The sequence below is a fragment of the Mucilaginibacter sp. genome, from assembly GCF_965200995.1.
In the GTDB taxonomy this organism is placed as follows: domain Bacteria; phylum Bacteroidota; class Bacteroidia; order Sphingobacteriales; family Sphingobacteriaceae; genus Mucilaginibacter.
In genome coordinates, this window is sequence record NZ_OZ241743.1 from 326,030 (window position 1) to 343,702 (window position 17,673).

General features: G+C 43.9%; 20 protein-coding genes. 11 read left to right on the top strand and 9 right to left on the bottom strand.

Going from position 1 to position 17,673, the window contains the following annotated elements; genetic code table 11:
• Positions 1 to 224: 224 nt before the first annotated feature.
• The 3 genes from ACY652_RS01585 (at position 225) to ACY652_RS01595 (ending at position 1,730) form a co-directional block, all read left to right on the top strand.
• On the top strand, positions 225 to 872 hold the full coding sequence (locus ACY652_RS01585; RefSeq protein WP_462266170.1) for a CatB-related O-acetyltransferase: 648 nt from the start codon (positions 225 to 227) through the stop codon (positions 870 to 872).
• A 60-nt stretch (positions 873 to 932) separates the two neighbouring features.
• Entirely contained in the window at positions 933 to 1,121 is a 189-nt protein-coding gene (locus ACY652_RS01590; protein WP_462266171.1) for a DUF6496 domain-containing protein, read from the top strand.
• A 156-nt stretch (positions 1,122 to 1,277) separates the two neighbouring features.
• Positions 1,278 to 1,730 (top strand): cold-shock protein, encoded by a 453-nt coding sequence (locus tag ACY652_RS01595; RefSeq protein WP_462266172.1) that lies wholly within the window; start codon positions 1,278 to 1,280, stop codon positions 1,728 to 1,730.
• A 63-nt stretch (positions 1,731 to 1,793) separates the two neighbouring features.
• On the opposite strand, the gene ACY652_RS01600 is transcribed toward ACY652_RS01595, so the two are convergent.
• The 3 genes from ACY652_RS01600 to ACY652_RS01610 form a co-directional block, all read right to left on the bottom strand.
• On the bottom strand, positions 1,794 to 2,375 hold the full coding sequence (locus tag ACY652_RS01600; protein ID WP_462266173.1) for a MarC family protein: 582 nt from the start codon (positions 2,373 to 2,375) through the stop codon (positions 1,794 to 1,796).
• Positions 2,376 to 2,378: 3 nt separating this feature from the next.
• Positions 2,379 to 3,551, bottom strand: a complete 1,173-nt coding sequence (locus tag ACY652_RS01605; RefSeq protein WP_462266174.1) for an MFS transporter — start codon at positions 3,549 to 3,551, stop codon at positions 2,379 to 2,381.
• Between the two features lie 82 nt (positions 3,552 to 3,633).
• Complete coding sequence (locus ACY652_RS01610; protein WP_462266175.1) at positions 3,634 to 5,154, bottom strand: amino acid permease; 1,521 nt, start codon at positions 5,152 to 5,154, stop codon at positions 3,634 to 3,636.
• Between the two features lie 186 nt (positions 5,155 to 5,340).
• Here ACY652_RS01610 and rlmH point away from each other — a divergent pair, with 186 nt between their 5' ends.
• Both rlmH and ACY652_RS01620 read left to right on the top strand, forming a co-directional pair.
• Positions 5,341 to 5,814: a 23S rRNA (pseudouridine(1915)-N(3))-methyltransferase RlmH gene (gene rlmH, locus ACY652_RS01615; RefSeq protein ID WP_462266176.1), complete on the top strand. Its 474-nt coding sequence runs from the start codon at positions 5,341 to 5,343 to the stop codon at positions 5,812 to 5,814.
• A 25-nt stretch (positions 5,815 to 5,839) separates the two neighbouring features.
• Positions 5,840 to 6,766: a cation diffusion facilitator family transporter gene (locus ACY652_RS01620; RefSeq protein WP_462266177.1), complete on the top strand. Its 927-nt coding sequence runs from the start codon at positions 5,840 to 5,842 to the stop codon at positions 6,764 to 6,766.
• Positions 6,767 to 7,059: 293 nt separating this feature from the next.
• Here ACY652_RS01620 and carA read toward each other — a convergent pair whose 3' ends face one another.
• Complete coding sequence (gene carA / locus ACY652_RS01625) at positions 7,060 to 8,163, bottom strand: glutamine-hydrolyzing carbamoyl-phosphate synthase small subunit (RefSeq protein ID WP_462266178.1); 1,104 nt, start codon at positions 8,161 to 8,163, stop codon at positions 7,060 to 7,062.
• A gap of 239 nt (positions 8,164 to 8,402) precedes the next feature.
• Here carA and ACY652_RS01630 point away from each other — a divergent pair, with 239 nt between their 5' ends.
• Positions 8,403 to 8,864: a hypothetical protein gene (locus ACY652_RS01630; RefSeq protein WP_462266179.1), complete on the top strand. Its 462-nt coding sequence runs from the start codon at positions 8,403 to 8,405 to the stop codon at positions 8,862 to 8,864.
• Positions 8,851 to 10,050 (top strand): type II secretion system F family protein, encoded by a 1,200-nt coding sequence (locus ACY652_RS01635; RefSeq protein ID WP_462266180.1) that lies wholly within the window; start codon positions 8,851 to 8,853, stop codon positions 10,048 to 10,050. The genes ACY652_RS01630 and ACY652_RS01635 overlap by 14 nt, the downstream gene beginning before the upstream one ends.
• Positions 10,051 to 10,062: 12 nt before the next feature.
• Here the strand turns inward: ACY652_RS01635 and ACY652_RS01640 are convergent, their stop codons facing one another.
• The 4 genes from ACY652_RS01640 to ACY652_RS01655 all read right to left on the bottom strand — a co-directional run bounded on the left by ACY652_RS01640 (position 10,063) and on the right by ACY652_RS01655 (position 13,414).
• Positions 10,063 to 10,200: a hypothetical protein gene (locus ACY652_RS01640; protein ID WP_462266181.1), complete on the bottom strand. Its 138-nt coding sequence runs from the start codon at positions 10,198 to 10,200 to the stop codon at positions 10,063 to 10,065.
• 274 nt (positions 10,201 to 10,474) lie between these two features.
• The gene (locus tag ACY652_RS01645; RefSeq protein ID WP_462266182.1) at positions 10,475 to 10,981 is read right to left on the bottom strand and encodes a hypothetical protein; all 507 of its coding nucleotides are present in this window, start codon (positions 10,979 to 10,981) and stop codon (positions 10,475 to 10,477) included.
• A 763-nt stretch (positions 10,982 to 11,744) separates the two neighbouring features.
• On the bottom strand, positions 11,745 to 12,215 hold the full coding sequence (locus ACY652_RS01650; protein WP_462266183.1) for a hypothetical protein: 471 nt from the start codon (positions 12,213 to 12,215) through the stop codon (positions 11,745 to 11,747).
• Positions 12,216 to 12,670: 455 nt separating this feature from the next.
• Entirely contained in the window at positions 12,671 to 13,414 is a 744-nt protein-coding gene (locus ACY652_RS01655; RefSeq protein ID WP_462266184.1) for a hypothetical protein, read from the bottom strand.
• A gap of 486 nt (positions 13,415 to 13,900) precedes the next feature.
• Between ACY652_RS01655 and panB the strand changes: the two genes are divergently transcribed.
• The 3 genes from panB to ACY652_RS01670 are packed head-to-tail and all read left to right on the top strand — an operon-like array spanning position 13,901 to position 15,916.
• Positions 13,901 to 14,716 (top strand): 3-methyl-2-oxobutanoate hydroxymethyltransferase, encoded by an 816-nt coding sequence (panB, locus tag ACY652_RS01660; RefSeq protein ID WP_462266185.1) that lies wholly within the window; start codon positions 13,901 to 13,903, stop codon positions 14,714 to 14,716.
• Between the two features lie 54 nt (positions 14,717 to 14,770).
• Entirely contained in the window at positions 14,771 to 15,121 is a 351-nt protein-coding gene (locus ACY652_RS01665; RefSeq protein WP_462266186.1) for a four helix bundle protein, read from the top strand.
• Between the two features lie 39 nt (positions 15,122 to 15,160).
• Positions 15,161 to 15,916: an RluA family pseudouridine synthase gene (locus ACY652_RS01670; protein WP_462266187.1), complete on the top strand. Its 756-nt coding sequence runs from the start codon at positions 15,161 to 15,163 to the stop codon at positions 15,914 to 15,916.
• 2 nt (positions 15,917 to 15,918) lie between these two features.
• On the opposite strand, the gene ACY652_RS01675 is transcribed toward ACY652_RS01670, so the two are convergent.
• On the bottom strand, positions 15,919 to 16,926 hold the full coding sequence (locus ACY652_RS01675) for a Gfo/Idh/MocA family protein (protein WP_462266189.1): 1,008 nt from the start codon (positions 16,924 to 16,926) through the stop codon (positions 15,919 to 15,921).
• A gap of 271 nt (positions 16,927 to 17,197) precedes the next feature.
• On the opposite strand from ACY652_RS01675, the gene ACY652_RS01680 reads away from it, so the two are divergent.
• Positions 17,198 to 17,605: a hypothetical protein gene (locus tag ACY652_RS01680; protein WP_462266190.1), complete on the top strand. Its 408-nt coding sequence runs from the start codon at positions 17,198 to 17,200 to the stop codon at positions 17,603 to 17,605.
• Positions 17,606 to 17,673 lie beyond the last annotated feature (68 nt).

Consider the following 17,673-nt stretch of genomic DNA (forward strand, 5'->3'; position numbering starts at 1 on the left):
TATTTCTTTAGCATTGCAAAACTACAGGTTTGCTACGCATTCAAAAAACATTTACTTTTGTTCATCCTAAAGATAATACTTACTCCAATGGTAATATAACTGGCCTGCTCAATCAAATTCGTTTCGTTTTTGGTTATTGTTTTAGCCCTGCAGGCCGTTAAATTGAGTTGAGGATATGCTCACCTGATTATCCATTTCCATTATTATTACTTTATATGTCTTGTATGCTGAACGGCCCTCATCCCGGAGTGCTTTATCCTTTGCCACTTTACCGGAAAATGGTTTTTCTGAAAAACTTAATTACTCATCCTAACATTGAAGTGGGCGACTATACCTACTATGATGATTTTGATGACCCGCAGAACTTTGAACGCAATGTGCGCTATCATTTTGAATTTATTGGAGATAAGCTCATTATTGGCCGCTTTTGTGCAATTGCATCTGGCGTAGAATTTATTATGAATGGTGCAAATCATGAGCTTACCCCGATCTCCACTTTTCCGTTTGCCATTTTCGGCAATGGGTGGGAACACATTAATGAAGGAATAAATATAGGGAACAAGTATCCAAACAAAGGCAATACTGTAATTGGCAACGATGTATGGCTGGGTTATGGCGCTACCATAATGCCTGGCGTGCATATTGGCAGCGGCGCGGTGATAGGCGCTAAGGCAGTAGTAACTAGGGATGTGCCTGATTATGCCATTGCAGGCGGCAACCCGGCCCGTATTGTCCGTAAACGCTTTGATGATGATACGATTGAACGCCTGCTACGAATTGCTTGGTGGAACTGGAGTGCCGAAACCATTACCCGGCATCTGAAGTTGATTAATAGTGGCGATATAGAGGCATTAGAAAAAGCAGCAATTTAGAACCACCTGTTGTAAAAATTGTTATCTATAAAAATCATTTACTATATAAATCAACATACCATGGCAAAGTATTCAGAAAAAGCACAGGAAAAGGTGCACGAGGAAATGCATTTAATGAAGGAAGGTAAACTGAAAAGTGGTACCAGCGGCAAGAAGGTAACCAACCCTAAGCAAGCTATAGCCATTGGCCTTTCTGAAGCGCGTAAAGACGGGGATAAAGTACCAAAAGCCCCGAAGAAGAAAGGTTGATTAAATACGGGCAACAGCCCGTATTTAATTTAATGGAAACCTTATGATTACTGTAAGCACAAGTGTCATTATTGTGCTAACAGAAACAATAAATTAGTATAAATGCACAATTATTGGTAATTTTATACTGTTACAAGCAATACTTTAAATTTTATAATGGGTAAATCAACAGAAACATTTAGTAAAAAAGAACGCGAGAAGAAAAAACTCAGAAAACAACAAGACAAAAAAAGCAAGGCCGAAGACCGTAAAGCCAACTCAGATAAGGGCAAAAGCCTTGATGATATGATGGCTTACATCGATGAGGATGGCAACATTAGCTCAACCCCTCCTGATCCTGCCAAACGTAAAAAGGTTGCGGTAGAAAGCATTCAGATCGGTGTGCCTAAGCAAGAGGATATACCGATGGATGTTGTGAGAAACGGTATTGTTACCTTTTTTAACGAATCGAAGGGTTACGGCTTCATCAGAGACCTGCAAACGCAGGATAGCATTTTTGTGCACATCAACGGCTTAATGAACCCGATAAAAGAGAATCAAAAGGTGTCTTTTGAAGTGGAACAGGGGCCAAAAGGCTTAAACGCAATCAAGGTTAAAAACGCAGTATAAGCATTCAGCATTTTTCAGATAAATAACAAAAGGTCAGCTATTATATAGCTGACCTTTTGTTATTTATAAACCTGTATTGCTTCTGAACAATTTAATGGCAATGGCTAGCAATATTACTCCAAACGCTTTTCGCAATACACCTACCCCGGTTTTGCCTAAAAGCTTTTCTAAATGCCCAACATTTTTGAGTACAAAGTAAACAAACAGCGTATTGAAAACGATGCCTACAATGATATTCTGCGTCGCATACTCCGATTTTAGTGAGAGCAGCGTAGTCATGGTACCGGCGCCGGCAATCAGTGGAAAAGCCAATGGTACGATAGAAACGGTTTGCGGCACGTCATTCTCTTCATTGAATAATCGTATACCCAATATCATTTCCATCGCAATAAAGAAGATGACCAAGGAGCCGGCAATGGCGAAAGAGGCAATATCCAGACCAATAATAGCCAGCAACCCGTTACCTGCAAACAGGAAACCTACCATCAACACCAGTACGGTAACAGAAGCCTTTTCTGATTCGATATGCCCGCCGGCCCGTTGCCGCAGTTGAATAATGACCGGGATAGCGCCAAGTATATCAATAATGGCGAATAAAATCATGGTGACAGACAGTATCTGCCGGGCGTCAAAAGATTGTAGCATAGGTCAGGCGTTTTGCTGTTCTTTTCTTTTCAAGCGAAAAGTAAGTAAAAAACCGATGAGTATAAGCAGCGCCGATAAAAAGAATACGGCATGAATAGAAACGGCTGTTATTAAACCGGCGGCTATAGGTCCTAAAGTTTGACCGATGGAAGCATAAGATTGGTTTACCCCTAAAATCTCCCCTTGTCGCTCTTCATCATTATGATTAGCGATGATGGCGTTAAGCATAGGGTTGCGCAGGCCGTTGAACAGGCCGTACACATAAATGCAGACTATAAAGGTAAATAAGGCAGTCATGAAACCGGCCAGTACCATAGCACCCAGACACAGTACTGTTGACCATAAGAGAATGACCGCCTTCGAAGGGAATATCTTTTCGAACAGTGGCACACATAGTTGCATCAGTATGCCGGTTACCCCAAAGCCGGCATACAGCAAACCGATGGTGGTTGGCTCCAACTTCAGTTTATCCACACTAAAGGTTTGGAAACCGATAATCATTACAAACTGGGCCATGGTAAGTATAAAGCCAATAAAAACGGCTGTGCCAATTACCGGCATCTTTAACGCAGTTATGATGGAAGAGAAAATAAACGGTTTGGCATCTTTCTTCTCCTTATCGCTCTTGGTATTGGTTTCCTTCAGCAAAAACGCTGCTGCCAGGGCTCCTAACAATGCAATACCTGCGGCAAAGTAGAAAGGGAACTGCAAACCGAACTTACTTAGCAAGCCACCTAAGGCTGGGCCGATAACGAAGCCAAAACCAAAGGCTGAACTTAAAAGTCCGAACTTTTTAGCACGGTCTTTATTATCCGAAGTGTCAGATATCATGGCCTGGGCTACCGAAATATTGCCGCCGGTAAGGCCGTCTAAAATACGGGCGGCAAACAGCATAATTACGCTCCGGGCAGCACCGAACATAACAAATGAAGCGCAGGTACCTATGAGGCTGATCACCAGCACCGGCTTGCGGCCCCACTTGTCAGAAAGCGCCCCTAACAACGGTGTGGCAAAGAACTGGGCAATGGAAAAAGATGCAGTGAGGACACCTACCGTCTGCTCGTTGATGCCAAATTTTTTTCCGTATGAATAGAGCAGCGGTACAATGATGCCAAACCCAAGTGAGTTAATTACACAAATAAAAATGAGTATCCATAAATTTTTATCAATCTTCATCGGCTGGCAGTGTACTACAAAGCAATGTAAATAAAAAAGGTTCTGCAGTGCAGAACCTTTTTTATGAGACAGTTAATATGCTTTAACGCTTTTCAAAATCAGTAGCAGTTGGCAGCACATCGGCAAATGCGCCTAACTTGCTGTTTTTGCGGCTATAACCAAAATAGATAGCCAAGCCAATAATCATCCATACCAAAGCGCTCAACAGCGTTTCGGTTGGTAACCCCACAATCATACCGGCGCACACAATAATACCCAATACAGGAACCAATGGCACTAACGGGGTTTTGAACGGACGTACCAGGTCGGGAGATTTTTTACGCAGGATAATAACACCTACGCAAACCAGTATAAAGGCAAACAAGGTGCCGATAGAAGTAAGATCCCCGGCAACGCTGCCCGGAACAAATGCCGCAAAGGCGCCCACGAAAATAAACAAGATCAGGTTACTTTTATAAGGCGTGCTAAATTTAGGGTGCAAATCACTGAATACCTTTGGCAGAAGGCCGTCTGTTGACATGGTGTAGAACACACGGGACTGGCCCATCAGCATTACCAAGATTACTGATGAGAAGCCGGCCAGAATAGCAACCGTTACCAATGTTGACAGCCAACCATAACCGGGCATATAATTGCTGATAGCATAGGCTACTGAGGCTTCCTTACCCGATTTCATAAAATCCTGATAAGGAGCTACGCCTGTGAGTACCCATGAGAACAGGATATACAGGATAGTACATACGACTAATGAACCTAAGATACCAATGGGCATGTCGCGTTTTGGATTTTTGGCTTCCTGTGCAGCTGTAGAAACGGCATCAAAGCCGATAAAGGCAAAGAACACCACGCCCGCACCGCTGATGATACCTCCCCAGCCGTGATTAAAGAATGGTACGTATGAATAAGTGGAGCCATCCTGGAGTTTAACAGCAGGTGCGTTGGCCGGGATGATGTAAGGGTTATGGTTAGCCGGGTTGATAAACTGCCAGCCAATAGCAATAAACACCAATACAATGGCTACTTTGATAAACACAATAATACCGTTTACCAAAGCTGATTCTTGCGTGCCTTTAATTAATAATAATGAAAGAACAACCAGGATAAGCAAGGCCGGCAAGTTGGCTATGCCATGTACGCTGTGGCCGTTCTGTAAAACAGATTCCATTGGCGAGTGGCACCACTCATACGGTATTTTACCGCCAAGCAGTTTATTAGCATACTCGCTCCAGCTAATGGAAACAGTAGCCGCCCCAAGGGCGTATTCAAGTATAAGCGCCCAGCCAATAACCCAGGCCACAATTTCGCCCATGGTAGCATAGGCATAGGTGTAAGCGCTGCCTGCAATCGGGATAATGGAAGCAAATTCGGCATAACACAGGCCCGCAAAAGCGCAGCCGATGGCGGCTACTATAAATGACAGCGTTACGGCCGCACCGGCATGCTCACCGGCGGCAGCGGCGGTTCTTACAAATAACCCGGCACCTATAATCGCGCCGATACCTAAAGCTATAAGGCTGCCTACACCAAGCGTTCGCTTAAGGCTACCCTCGCCGTCTGTATTGGCCGTAAGCTGCTCAATAGATTTCTTTACAAATACCTTCATCGTTTAATTGAGTAAGTTTTATTCATGTTTGTCCAAACGTACTTAATTTTATTGAAAACTTAAAGAAGCACCGGTAACAATAAAGAAACACTGATGTTTGAAACAAAATAAGTACAATGCTTTTGCTTGCAGTATTATCATGAAGTATCAGATTCTATTACATTAGCAATGCTTTAATTTGCAGGCATGAAGATTACCCTGCTCACCGTAGGCAAAACCGAAGATACCTATCTGAAGGAAGGCATCGAAAAATACCTGAAGCGCCTGAAGCATTACACCCGTTTAGACATCATCGACCTGCCCGAACTCAAAAACACCAAAGCCTTGAGCCAGGAGCAGCAAAAAGCAAAAGAAGCAGAGCTGATTTTAAAAAGAATTATTACAACTGACTACGTTGTACTGCTGGATGAAAACGGCCAGGAGTTTACTTCAACACAATTTGCGTCGTTCCTGGATAAAAAAAATATAAGCGGCATTCAGCACATGGTGTTTGTGGTTGGCGGCCCGTATGGGTTTGATGCATCGGTATACCAGCGGGCAAATGATAAGCTGTCGCTTTCGCGGATGACGTTTTCGCACCAGATGGTGCGGCTGTTTTTTGCCGAACAGCTGTACCGGGCCTTTACCATCATGAAAGGCGAGCCATACCACCATCAATAGCGCATAATTTCGTTAAATTTGCAGTATGTCAACAGGTCACAACCATTCCCATGCCGGCCATCAACATGATCACACGCTCAAGCTCGATCACCTGAATACGGCCTTTATAGGCGGCATTGTGCTTAACTCCTTGTTTGTGGTGATAGAAGCCATTGTAGGTTTCTGGAGCCACTCCCTCTCGCTGCTAACTGATGCCGGGCATAACCTGAGCGATGTAGCCAGTTTGGCGCTGGCCTTACTGGCCTTTAAACTCACCAGGGTAAAAGCCACCCGGCAATATACGTATGGTTATAAACGCTCTACCATTGTGGTATCGCTGCTTAATGCGGTTATCCTGCTGGCGGCCGTTGCTATAATTGCGTATGAGGCCGTGATCCGCTTTATGCACCCCGAACAGGTAGCCGGGGGTACAGTAGCCTGGGTTGCCTGTATAGGGATTGCCATTAACGGCTTTACAGCGTGGCTGTTTATGCGCGACAAGGATAAAGATTTAAATGTTAAAGGCGCTTACCTGCACATGGCGGTTGATGCGCTGGTGTCTTTAGGCGTAGTGATTTCTGGTATGATGATCTATTTTACCCATTGGTACTGGCTGGACAGCGCCGTGAGCCTGGTTATTGTGCTGGTTATCATCACCGGCACCTGGAACCTGCTCATGAAAAGCATCCGGCTGGAAATGGATGGCGTACCTGAGGATATTAATGTGGATGATATACGCACCGAACTGTTGAAAGCTGAAGGCGTACATGATGTGCACCATATTCATGTATGGGCACTAAGCACCACCGAAAATGCGCTAACCGCGCACATTGTAGTAAATGCCGCCAATTTTTCAACTTTTGATAGTATTAAACATGATTTGCGCCACCGGCTGGAACACCTCTCCATCGGCCACTGCACCTTTGAACCTGAACTGGTTTCTGAGCACTGCGGGCTGGTAGATTGCGATTAAAAGCTTTTTTATTACGTATAATCAGCCCATAAAAGCGAAATAGTGTTCGTATTTGTCCATCCGGTGCTGATGTTAGTTAGTCCACTAAAAATAAGGTCGGTAACGGCTCACCGGAAGTTTAACAGCCTTAAAACCGAACACACAAGTGTTCACGTTCACGGGTGCGTGAACAGTGTGAACACTTGTGAACACTTGTGAACACTGACAACATCCTGTCAGTGCTGATTTTAAAAGACAGCAGTCTTTTAAACCAACTGCAACAAAAAAGCGGAACCAAGGCCCCGCTTTTACAACTATTTCTTCATCAACTCGATAAAATCGTCAAACAGATACCGGCTGTCGTGCGGGCCGGGAGAGGATTCGGGGTGATATTGTACCGAAAAGGCTTTTTTATCTTTCACCCGTATGCCTTCAATCGATTGATCGTTCAGGTTTACGTGGGTAATCTCTACCTTGTCAGAAGCGCGAACGGCATCCTGCACCACACCGAAGCCGTGATTTTGAGAGGTAACCTCACAGTGGTCTTTAATCACATTCTTAACCGGATGGTTGAGGCCGCGATGCCCGGTGAACATCTTTTTGGTGGGGATATCATTAGCTAAGGCCAATAACTGGTGCCCCAGGCAGATACCGAACATCGGCTTATCGGCCCCTAAAATCTCTTTTACTGTATCAATAGCGTAAGGCATAGCCGATGGGTCGCCGGGGCCGTTGGAAATAAAGTAGCCATCGGGCGCAAAATCACGCTCCATTTCTGTGAAGGTGGTTTTAGCCGGGTATACTTTAGCATACACCTGGCGGTCATCAAAATTGCGCAGGATGTTTTTCTTTACGCCTAAATCCAGCACGGCTACGCGGTAGGGTGCATCCTCGTTACCAAAAGTGTAGGTTTCTGTTGTAGACACCACAGAAGACAATTCCAGCCCGTCCATAGAAGGTACAGCGGCCAGTTTTCGCTTCAATTCCTCAATATCTATGGTTTCAGATGAAATGATAGCATTCATCGCCCCCTTATCGCGGATGTGGCGTACCAGCTGGCGGGTATCAATATCAGAGATGCAAACAATATTCTGCTCCTGGAAATAATCCTGTATCGACTCATCGGCCTGTTTGCGGCTGTAGGCAATGTTGTAATTCTTGCAAACCAAACCCGATATCTGGATATGGCCCGATTCATTTTCATCCTTTGCAATACCATAGTTACCAATGTGGGCGTTGGTGGTTACCATGATCTGCCCATAGTAAGAAGGATCAGTAAATACCTCCTGGTAACCGGTCATGCCGGTATTAAAGCAGATTTCGCCGGTGGTGGTGCCTATCTTACCGGCCGCCTTGCCATGAAATACAGTGCCGTCGGCCAGCAGCAATACCGCCGGTAGTTTGGTGTAGTTGGTCATTTTGCAAAAAAATTAAAAGGAAAAACAGAAAGCCGGTCGGCCAATTGTGGAGCGCCGTGAAATAAATCAGTACAATTGAAGCTACAAAAGGCTGAATTCACGCCGCAAAAGTACACATTCAATCGAATAATGGAACAGAAAAAGCAGTAATTCTATCATCCGTATATCGGTTTGCGCTGATAATTGATTAGTGCGTACGGAGGTTTAGCCGCTTTAAGAACTGACCTATAAAACTGCTGATGAGTAATCATGTATTTTCACTTGGTAACATAGTGCTTACTGCGCAGCTGCCTCATTTAGTCTGGGCAGGTCTAAGTTACGCTATACTAAACTTAGACCAGTGGAGAGAGGACTTTAGCCGCTCGGAGCAGGTCAGCACAAATGGGGAAACCTACACCTTAACTGACAGCAGTAAGGCCGTCACCTACCGCTTTGCACCGGGGCAGGTGCTGCGCACGGATGCAGGACTTACTGATACTTTCCGTTTAGAACTAAGCCAGGTGAAAGCCGCCTTCGAGGGTAAAGTTGTAGAAGATGAAGTGGGAGCAGATCAGCCACCGGTGGATAGCACTGCTGATGGCACCCGCATGGATGACCTCTCTTTTCAGGTACTTTACCAGAAGCAAACTTTTCCGTATCATTACCATAAGCAATACAGCGCCCAAACCCTGCTTAACGCCGATCCGCATGCCTTCTATTGATCTAAGACAATACGAACCCAAGAAAGGGCCTGCTGCTGCAACAAAGGCAGCGCAAGCGAGTAATAAATCATTACCGGCAAAGCGCAACACAGGAACACAGGAAGGCGGCCTGTTGGCCCTGCTCAACCGCGACATCAGCTTTGGCTCGGGGCAGCTGAGCGATAAGAAGAAGGAATACCTGTACCTGGAGCTAAGCACGCTCTTACAGGCCGGGGTGAACCTGAAAAGCAGCTTTGAACTGGTGATGGCGGATGATCAGCACAAGGGAAAAGACAAGGCCCTGTTTGAACAAGTACAGCAGACGGTGCTTAGCGGTACAACCTTTTCGCAGGCTTTGCAGCAGAGCGGACGGTTCTCCCTGTATGAGGTGTTCAGTTTGCAGATCGGGGAGGAAACAGGGAAGCTCATTGAGGTGCTGCAGGATCTGGCAAAATACTATCAGGCCAAGATCAAACAGCGGCGCAAGATCATCTCGGCACTTACCTATCCCTGCATCGTGATGGCTACTTCCTTAGGGGCGGTGGTGTTTATGCTCAAGTATATCGTGCCCATGTTTGGCGATGTGTTCAAACGCTTTGGCGGGCACCTGCCCTGGGTCACCGAGCAGATCATCCGCATCTCGCAGGGGATGGAGCGTTACTTCCTGCCTTTCTTTCTGGTTATTGCAGTGATCGTTGGCGCATTGTACAGTTTACGCAAGGGAGTGCAGTTCCGCAGGGTGGCTTCAGCCGTGGTACTGCGCCTGCCGGTGGTGGGCTCATTGGTACAGAAGATCTATCTGGCCCGGCTGTGTAATGCACTACGGTTATTAATCAGCGCTAGGCTGCCGCTGCTCCGGGCCATTGCGCTGATCCGGCAAATGATCAGCTTTTATCCGCTAGAGCACACGCTCGGGCAGGTGGAGGAGGACATTATGCAAGGCAAGAGCCTGCATCAGAGCCTGGGCCGCTTTAAGGTTTACCCGGCTAAGCTGGTGCAGCTGGTCAAGGTGGGTGAGGAAACGGGTAAGTTGGAGGACTTCTTTGCCCGGCTATCGCAGCAGTATGTCGATGAGGTGGAGCACCAAACCTCTACTCTCAGCTCTATGATGGAGCCGCTTATTATTATCTTTTTAGGTCTCGTCGTAGGCATCATACTCATTTCTATGTACCTGCCACTCTTTCAGATGAGTAACTCCTTTCAGTAAAAAGAGTACCTTTTAAATAGTGATGAGCAACCTACCGATTTTGCCATCGGACATCCGAAGGTCAAAGTTATTGTACCCAGTGACCGGGTCTTTCTCCGCACAGGCCCCCTGGTACTCGTAGCGGTGGCCGTTGCCCCCGTTTCTTGCCATTGAGCCAAAAGGATAATAGTCGCTGTACGTCAATACATCTATGCTGCCATCTGCACGCTTGTTCCTTGCAATCACCCTCTTACACTTCCTACGTTGTCCCGGAGTTCATACACGTAGTTGTTGCCTTTAAAAGGCATTCTTTTCCTATCTTAAAAGAATCAGTAACATATTATTAACTTTATAGTAATAGACTCTAATAAGTGTTTGGAATAGTAAAAACAATTATGAGCATCGCGTGCTAAAAGAGTTAAGAATACTTTGAATATCTTGAATATTAATCTCCACAAAGCTGTTCCTTGATGTTTTGTTTACTTAAAAAAACAGAGTTTATAACTTTTGTTATATCACCTTGTTTTGAAATACAAGCAGACCAGACCGGATATTCTTTAAACATCAACGAAAATTTAAATTTTTGATCTTTATCTGTTTTTATATACAGTTGCTTATTCTTCAATAGCGACCTAACAACAGGCGAATTTGTCGTTGAAAAATTATAGAAAATTTTAACTACACGCTTATGGTTTATAAGCGTTTCACTAATATAATTTGGTAAAATGTCATCTGAGTCAATTTTTGAAGATAACATACAAGTAGCTATCAAACATTTAGAACAGCTTATACTATCCAAATTAATTTTTACTAATATTATACTTCCATCGCCGCTTATACTTTGTAAATCTTTGCTTTGTATTAATGACAGTGCAAATCTGTCTGCTACGACATCTGCTGATTTAAAACGAGCTGCACTACTTAAAATAATCTGCTTGTTACTTACGTTCAAACAGGAACACAATATCATAAATACACTTACCAATGTGACCTTACCGTAACCTACCATAATTACCAAATTGATCAAACCAACCTCTACCCCCTTTTCCTGCTAAAATAACATTTCTTGAGGTGTTAAAATACTGCGCAGCTTGTATATCACCCTACTGGTCTAAGTTTAGTGCAGCATAACTTAGACTTACCCTTTCCTGTAAGCTTTCAGCTTACTAATGCAACTGCCTTTATCTATACCACCCTCTATCTCCTCACCATTGTAAATATAGCTGATTTCACCAGATACAGCAGGTCAATATCGACCAATCCAAAAGGGACAACATTTATCCGTCAAAACAGCCAAAATTACACATATCACACACACAAAAAAGCGGGGCTATGGTGCGGTTAACCGCCGCAGTACCTACATTTGGGGCAAAAAGCAATAAAGCCATGCCGGTAAACAAGGAAATTAAGCGTGTAACCCTACTCTTTACACTGGTTTAAGTTTAGCGTAGCGCAACTTAGACCTACTATGCTGTAAGCTTCCAGCTTACCTTTGCAACTACTGCCCTCCATGCTGGCGCGAGTTTGTAACTCGTGCTTTATTATGATTAAGCTGCCATTAATAATTTTGGCAGATGAAGACACGAGTTGCAAACTCGCGCCAGCGAAAGGGGCTACTATGGTAATTTCGTGCTATATGACGCACAGAGTGCTGGGTGTATATTTGGATTTCAGTCATCCTGCGGAAGACTTAAACCAGTGAGGGGGTTTAATTACTATTTAATATTTATTTGACTGACCCAATAGTTATAAATGCAATTCACATAATTTGCACTTGGATGTTTTAAAAAGTTCGAATACAAGTTTAAACTGGAATCTATAATTGAAATTGGTTTATCTGTAGCTACTTTTGGTTTAGTTAAAGAAGGAATATAACAATCACATGAATCTGATTGATTTTTTGGCTTAATCAACTGGTTTAGAATATAATTAATTGCATTAAATTTATCAGGCACTTTTAAATTGGCAATTAATTTTGTTATTTTTTGGTTATCGTTTATTCCTATGATACGTTTAGCATTATTGTCTAATACGAATGATGTAGCATAGGTCCCATTCAATCTTGAACATGAATTTTCATTCAGATTATTTATATAATATATTGTTGAATCTGGTTTGATTAACTCTTGTGAGTAACTTAGACTACAACTAAGAATGAATACGATGGTGAGTAATTTACTTTGCATTATTTAAGATTATATTAATATTATTGTTTAACACTCTGATTAAAACATGTCGCCTCACACTTGTCTAAGTTTAGCGCAGCGCAACTTAGACCGGCTATCTTGCAAGTTTTTAGCTTACTAATGCAACTGCACCTACTGGTCTAAGTTTAGTGCAGCATAACTTAGACTTACCATTTCCTGTAAGCTTTCAGCTTACTAATGCAACTGCCTTTATCTATACCACCCTCTATCTCCTCACCATTGTAAATATAGCTGATTTCTCCCCTTTACACTGGTCTAAGTTTAGCGTAGCGCAACTTAGACCTACTATGCTGTAAGCTTCCAGCTTACCTTTGCAACTACTGCCCTCCATGCTGGCGCGAGTTTGTAACTCGTGCTTTATTATGATTAAGCTGCCATTAATAATTTTGGCAGATGAAGACACGAGTTGCAAACTCGCGCCAGCGAAAGGGGTCTTATTTAACCTTCAAAAAGTCAACATCCTGCCAGTGCACTTTATTTTTATCAATTACAAGCAGTTGGTTATCAACATCAGCACGTTCGACAAAGCAATCGTTGAACTGTGGAAGCTTTATGGTAAAGTAATTTGATGTTGTATTCAACTTATAGTCCTCAAAAACGTTGAAATATATTCGTTGATAACATTTACCGTTCAATTTGCAATTGAGCGGCGATAGGTCCTGAATTGTCAGGCCTAGATTATAATATAAATCGCCGCTTTCAAATAGCTTCTTTTTTTCAAGAGCTATGGTAGCACTAATTGATTCAAGGAAATCAATTTTACCTGCAACCGTAATTTGATATTTGAATCTACCTGAAGCAAATGCATCGTCTTTAGGTAAATCTATCTTTATATAAATACTATCTTTTGACCCTTTAGTTTCCTGTGACACATTAGATAGGATACTACCAAAAGATTTATCATTGGATAGTTTAAGGGCAAACCCGGAAAAAGGATGCCATGTTCCTTTTGCCATTGTATCGCAACTAGGTGACACAGCATCAAATGCTTTGTTATGCCTTTTCAGTATATAAAACGAACTATCATTTTTAATAACAAACTGCAACCCATCCTTTGATTGGTATCGACCTATGACATCTTTTATGTTATAGGTCTTATTCATAGTTTGTGCATTTCCTTCAAGTGACATGAACACTATGGAAAGAATAAGCAGAAGGTGATTGTTAATCTTTTTCATATTAAGGTTGATATACTGCTTTTTGATCATCGTCTCGAATGTTATATACTGCATCAGAACTAATTTCATTTACATTAGACGCACGGCCAGGAAAAGTACCGTTAAGGGAATATTGAGTTCTATAAGCATCTACTTCGTTTCCAATATTGCGTCCGAGAGATCCTCCAGGATTTATTAGACGTCCATTTATAAATCTCAACCCCCTACTGGTCTAAGTTTAGTGCAGCATAACTTAGACTTACCATTTCCTGTAAGCTTTCAGCTTACTAATGCAACTGCCTTTATCTATACCACCCTCTATCTCCTCACCATTGTAAATATAGCTGATTTCACCAGATACAGCAGGTCAATATCGACCAATCCAAAAGGGACAACATTTATCCGTCAAAACAGCCAAAATTACACATATCACACACACAAAAAAGCGGGGCTATGGTGCGGTTAACCGCCGCAGTACCTACATTTGGGGCAAAAAGCAACAAAGCCATGTCTGTTAACAAAGAGATTAAGCGTGTAACCACCCACATTATTCAGGAAATGAAGAACCGGGGCGAAAAAATTTCGATGCTTACCGCTTATGATTACTCCATGGCGGCCATTGTTGACGGTGCGGGTATAGATGTAATTTTGGTAGGCGATTCGGCTTCCAACGTAATGGCCGGACATGAAACCACGCTGCCCATCACCTTAGACCAAATGATTTACCACGCCTCATCCGTAGTACGTGCCGCCAGCCGGGCGCTGGTGGTGGTGGATTTACCTTTCGGCTCCTATCAGGGCAACTCCAAAGAAGCGCTGAGTTCGGCTATCCGCATCATGAAGGAGTCGGGTGCCCATGCGGTGAAGCTGGAAGGCGGCGTGGAGATTTCGGAGTCCATCAGCCGTATCCTTACCGCCGGTATTCCAGTTTGCGGGCATTTAGGGCTTACCCCGCAATCCATCTATAAATTCGGCACCTATTCGGTACGTGCCAAGCAGGAGGCCGAAGCGCAGAAGCTGAAGGATGACGCACAAAAATTACAAGACTTAGGCTGCTTTGCCGTAGTGCTGGAAAAAATACCTGCCGCCCTGGCCGCCGAAGTATCCGCTAACCTGCATATCCCCACCATTGGCATTGGCGCCGGTCCGCATTGCGACGGGCAGGTATTAGTGGTACATGATATGCTGGGCATCAACAAAGAATTTAAGCCCCGCTTTCTGCGCCAATATGCCAATTTGCATGAGGTGATGAGTGATGCGATTACCCACTATGTGAACGATGTAAAGAATAAAGATTTTCCTAACGAGAAAGAGCAGTACTAATACAGTTCATGGTTGATAGTTAATAGTTCATGGTTGAAAATATAAAGATTTTAAATGGCATTCAGGTTTGAAGATTTACAAGTATGGCAGAGTGCGCTTGAACTCAATGAACAGATAAACCAGTTGACCAAGGCATTTCCGAAAGATGAATTATTTGTGCTTACTTCACAAATCAAGAGGGCTGCTGATTCCGTAGTATTAAACATAGCCGAGGGCTGTACAGGTCAAACCAAACCAGTTTTTATTAATTTTCTAAATTACTCACTTAGGTCTTCCATTGAGGTGGTAAGCTGCCTGTTTATAGCAAGAAAGAGAACTTATATTTCGGAGGAAGATTTTAAAAACCTGTATGACAAATACGAGGTTTTAACAAAAAAGATTACTGCTCTTCGTAACTCCTTGTAATCGTCAATCTACCTTACCATGAACAATGAACCATCAACTATGAACATTACAGATAGCGACATCCTCTTCGAAGACAACCACCTCATTGCCGTGAACAAACGTGCCGGTGATATTGTGCAGGTAGATGAAACCGGCGATGAGCCGCTGGATGAGAAGGTAAAGCGCTATATCGCACAAAAATACAACAAGCCTAACGGTGCTTTTTTGGGCGTAGTACACCGGCTGGACCGCCCGGTGAGCGGCGTGATATTATTCGCCAAAACCAGCAAGGCGCTGGAGCGGATGAACGAGCTGTTTAAAGCCCGGCATATCCGCAAAACCTACTATGCGGTAGTACGTAACCGCCCCGAGCCGCCTTATGGTAACCTGGTGCACTGGCTGGTAAAAAACCCGCAAAAGAATGTAACCAAGGCACATGGGCATGAAGTGCAGGGCAGCCTGCGGTCGGAATTACATTACCGTCTGGTGGGCGAGTTAAACGGTTATTACCTGATACAGGTGAACCCGATTACCGGAAGGCCGCATCAGATAAGGGTACAATTAGCTACCCTGAATTGCCCTATTGTAGGCGATAATAAATATGGTTATCCGCGTGGCAGCCAGCGCAGAAGCATATCCCTGCACGCCCGGCGCCTGCAATTCATTCACCCGGTAAAAAATGAGCCGGTAGATATTTTAGCGCCGCTGCCTAAAGATGGTTTCTGGGAGAAATTTGCTTATCTGGTACAGGAGGGCGACAGAGCCACACCCCACCCAACCCTCCCCGAGGGGGAGGGCTTTGATCAGCAGAGTTGAATTTATAATTTACCAAAGCCCTTTCCCTGGGGAGGGTTAGGTGGGGTTTCCCCTTTATAATATAAGCCTACCTGATAACGTGCCTGATCAATCATACCCAGCATTTGACGCGAAAAATCATGTGTAATAATTGGGCTTTCTATTTTGCCTTCTGCGATCAATTGGCAAAAATGCAACAACTCATAGTTTAATCCGCCATGCGCAAAAGGTTCATCCAGTTCTATGGTTCGCCCATCTACATAATCAATAGTGGCTTTGGCCGGGTTCCACCAGTTTTTGTGGATCAGTATTCGGCCGAGCGTACCGGCAATCAGTGCGTCGCCGTAGCCGTGGATGTCTAACCCGCAATACAGCTGCGCGAAGCCATCCTGGTGCCGGCTTTGAAATATGGAGAAAATATCAACCGGCGTACCCTCAAAGCGCCCGAGTGTTTGCAGATCAAGCAGCGGGCCCAGCCAGTCGAGCGCCAAAAAGGCCTCGTAAATGCCGATAGAGGTTAAACTTCCGCCAGCCAGTTCATAGCTGAAATTGGGATGGTCGCGTGAGAGATCGGCCACCGCCGAGCCGGCCCGCACATAGCCGATTTTACCAATGCCATCGGTTAGTAAATGCGCTTTCAACTTTTGATATAAGGGAAAGAAAGGCGGTTTCATGCCCTCCATAAACAGCCGGTGGTGTTGCCGGGCTACAGTTAATATTTCCTCCAGTTCGGTTACATTTAAGGCGGCCGGCTTTTCGCACAACACATGTTTACCGGCCTGCAGCGCGGCAATACTATATTGTTTGTGGCTATCGGGCAGCGTAGCAAGGTAAACGGCATCAATATCATCAGCGGCCAGCAAATCCTCAAGGCTGCTAAAGGCATATCCGCCGTACTGGCTGGTAAAATCCTTCACTGTTTCAGGCCTTCTCGACCAGGCCCCGGCGTACGCAGCTTCAGGTACCGCTTTCAAGCCCTGTATAAAGCGGTGTGCAATGCGCCCGCAGCCTATTATTCCCCAACGAACCATGCTTAAGAGTTAACTAAAATAATACTGTTTGTAAAGCTAAAATATATTCGGTTAATCAGCACGTTTGGCAAGGTTATCAATATCATTAGTGCCATTATCATTTAGCATTATATCAATCTGTTTAAAAATAAAAGTTAATTTTTGTTAAACCCGAACAAATAATTTGGTTTAAACGTACATATCTATCTAACTTGCAGACAATTGCTTATTAACAGAAGTTATTATTTGTTAGTTAGCTATTCCATTGGTTTACCTGTTAAAAACGCGTTGCATGAAATACTTTACCCTCTTTGTATTACTGGCTGTTTCAGTTACATCCTGCAAAAAAGATGAAGTGGCTGTGCAGCAAACGGCAGCTACTAAAAATGTGCTGCAAAGCGTAGTTGCCGGCGTAAATGGCCCAACCAGCGGCGCAGTAAACCAGGATTTATTATTCACCCTGGTTTGGCCTAACACTAACAATCAGCATAATTTTGACAGCCTGGCCATTACGCCTGTTCAGGCCAACGTACAGCACATTAAACTATACGTAACCAAAGACACTACTATCCGCACCAAACGGCAACTATCTGCAACTTTCAAATTTAAAGCTGCCCAGCCAGGTACTTATTATCTCAAGTTTGCCAAACCCAGTAATGACAGTTCTTATTCTATTGTTGATACGGTAACTATTCGTTAGCTATCCAACTCTTTTTAAAGTTGTTTAAGTTTGGCCGGTATTTTGATGCTTTACAGGCAAAACACTAC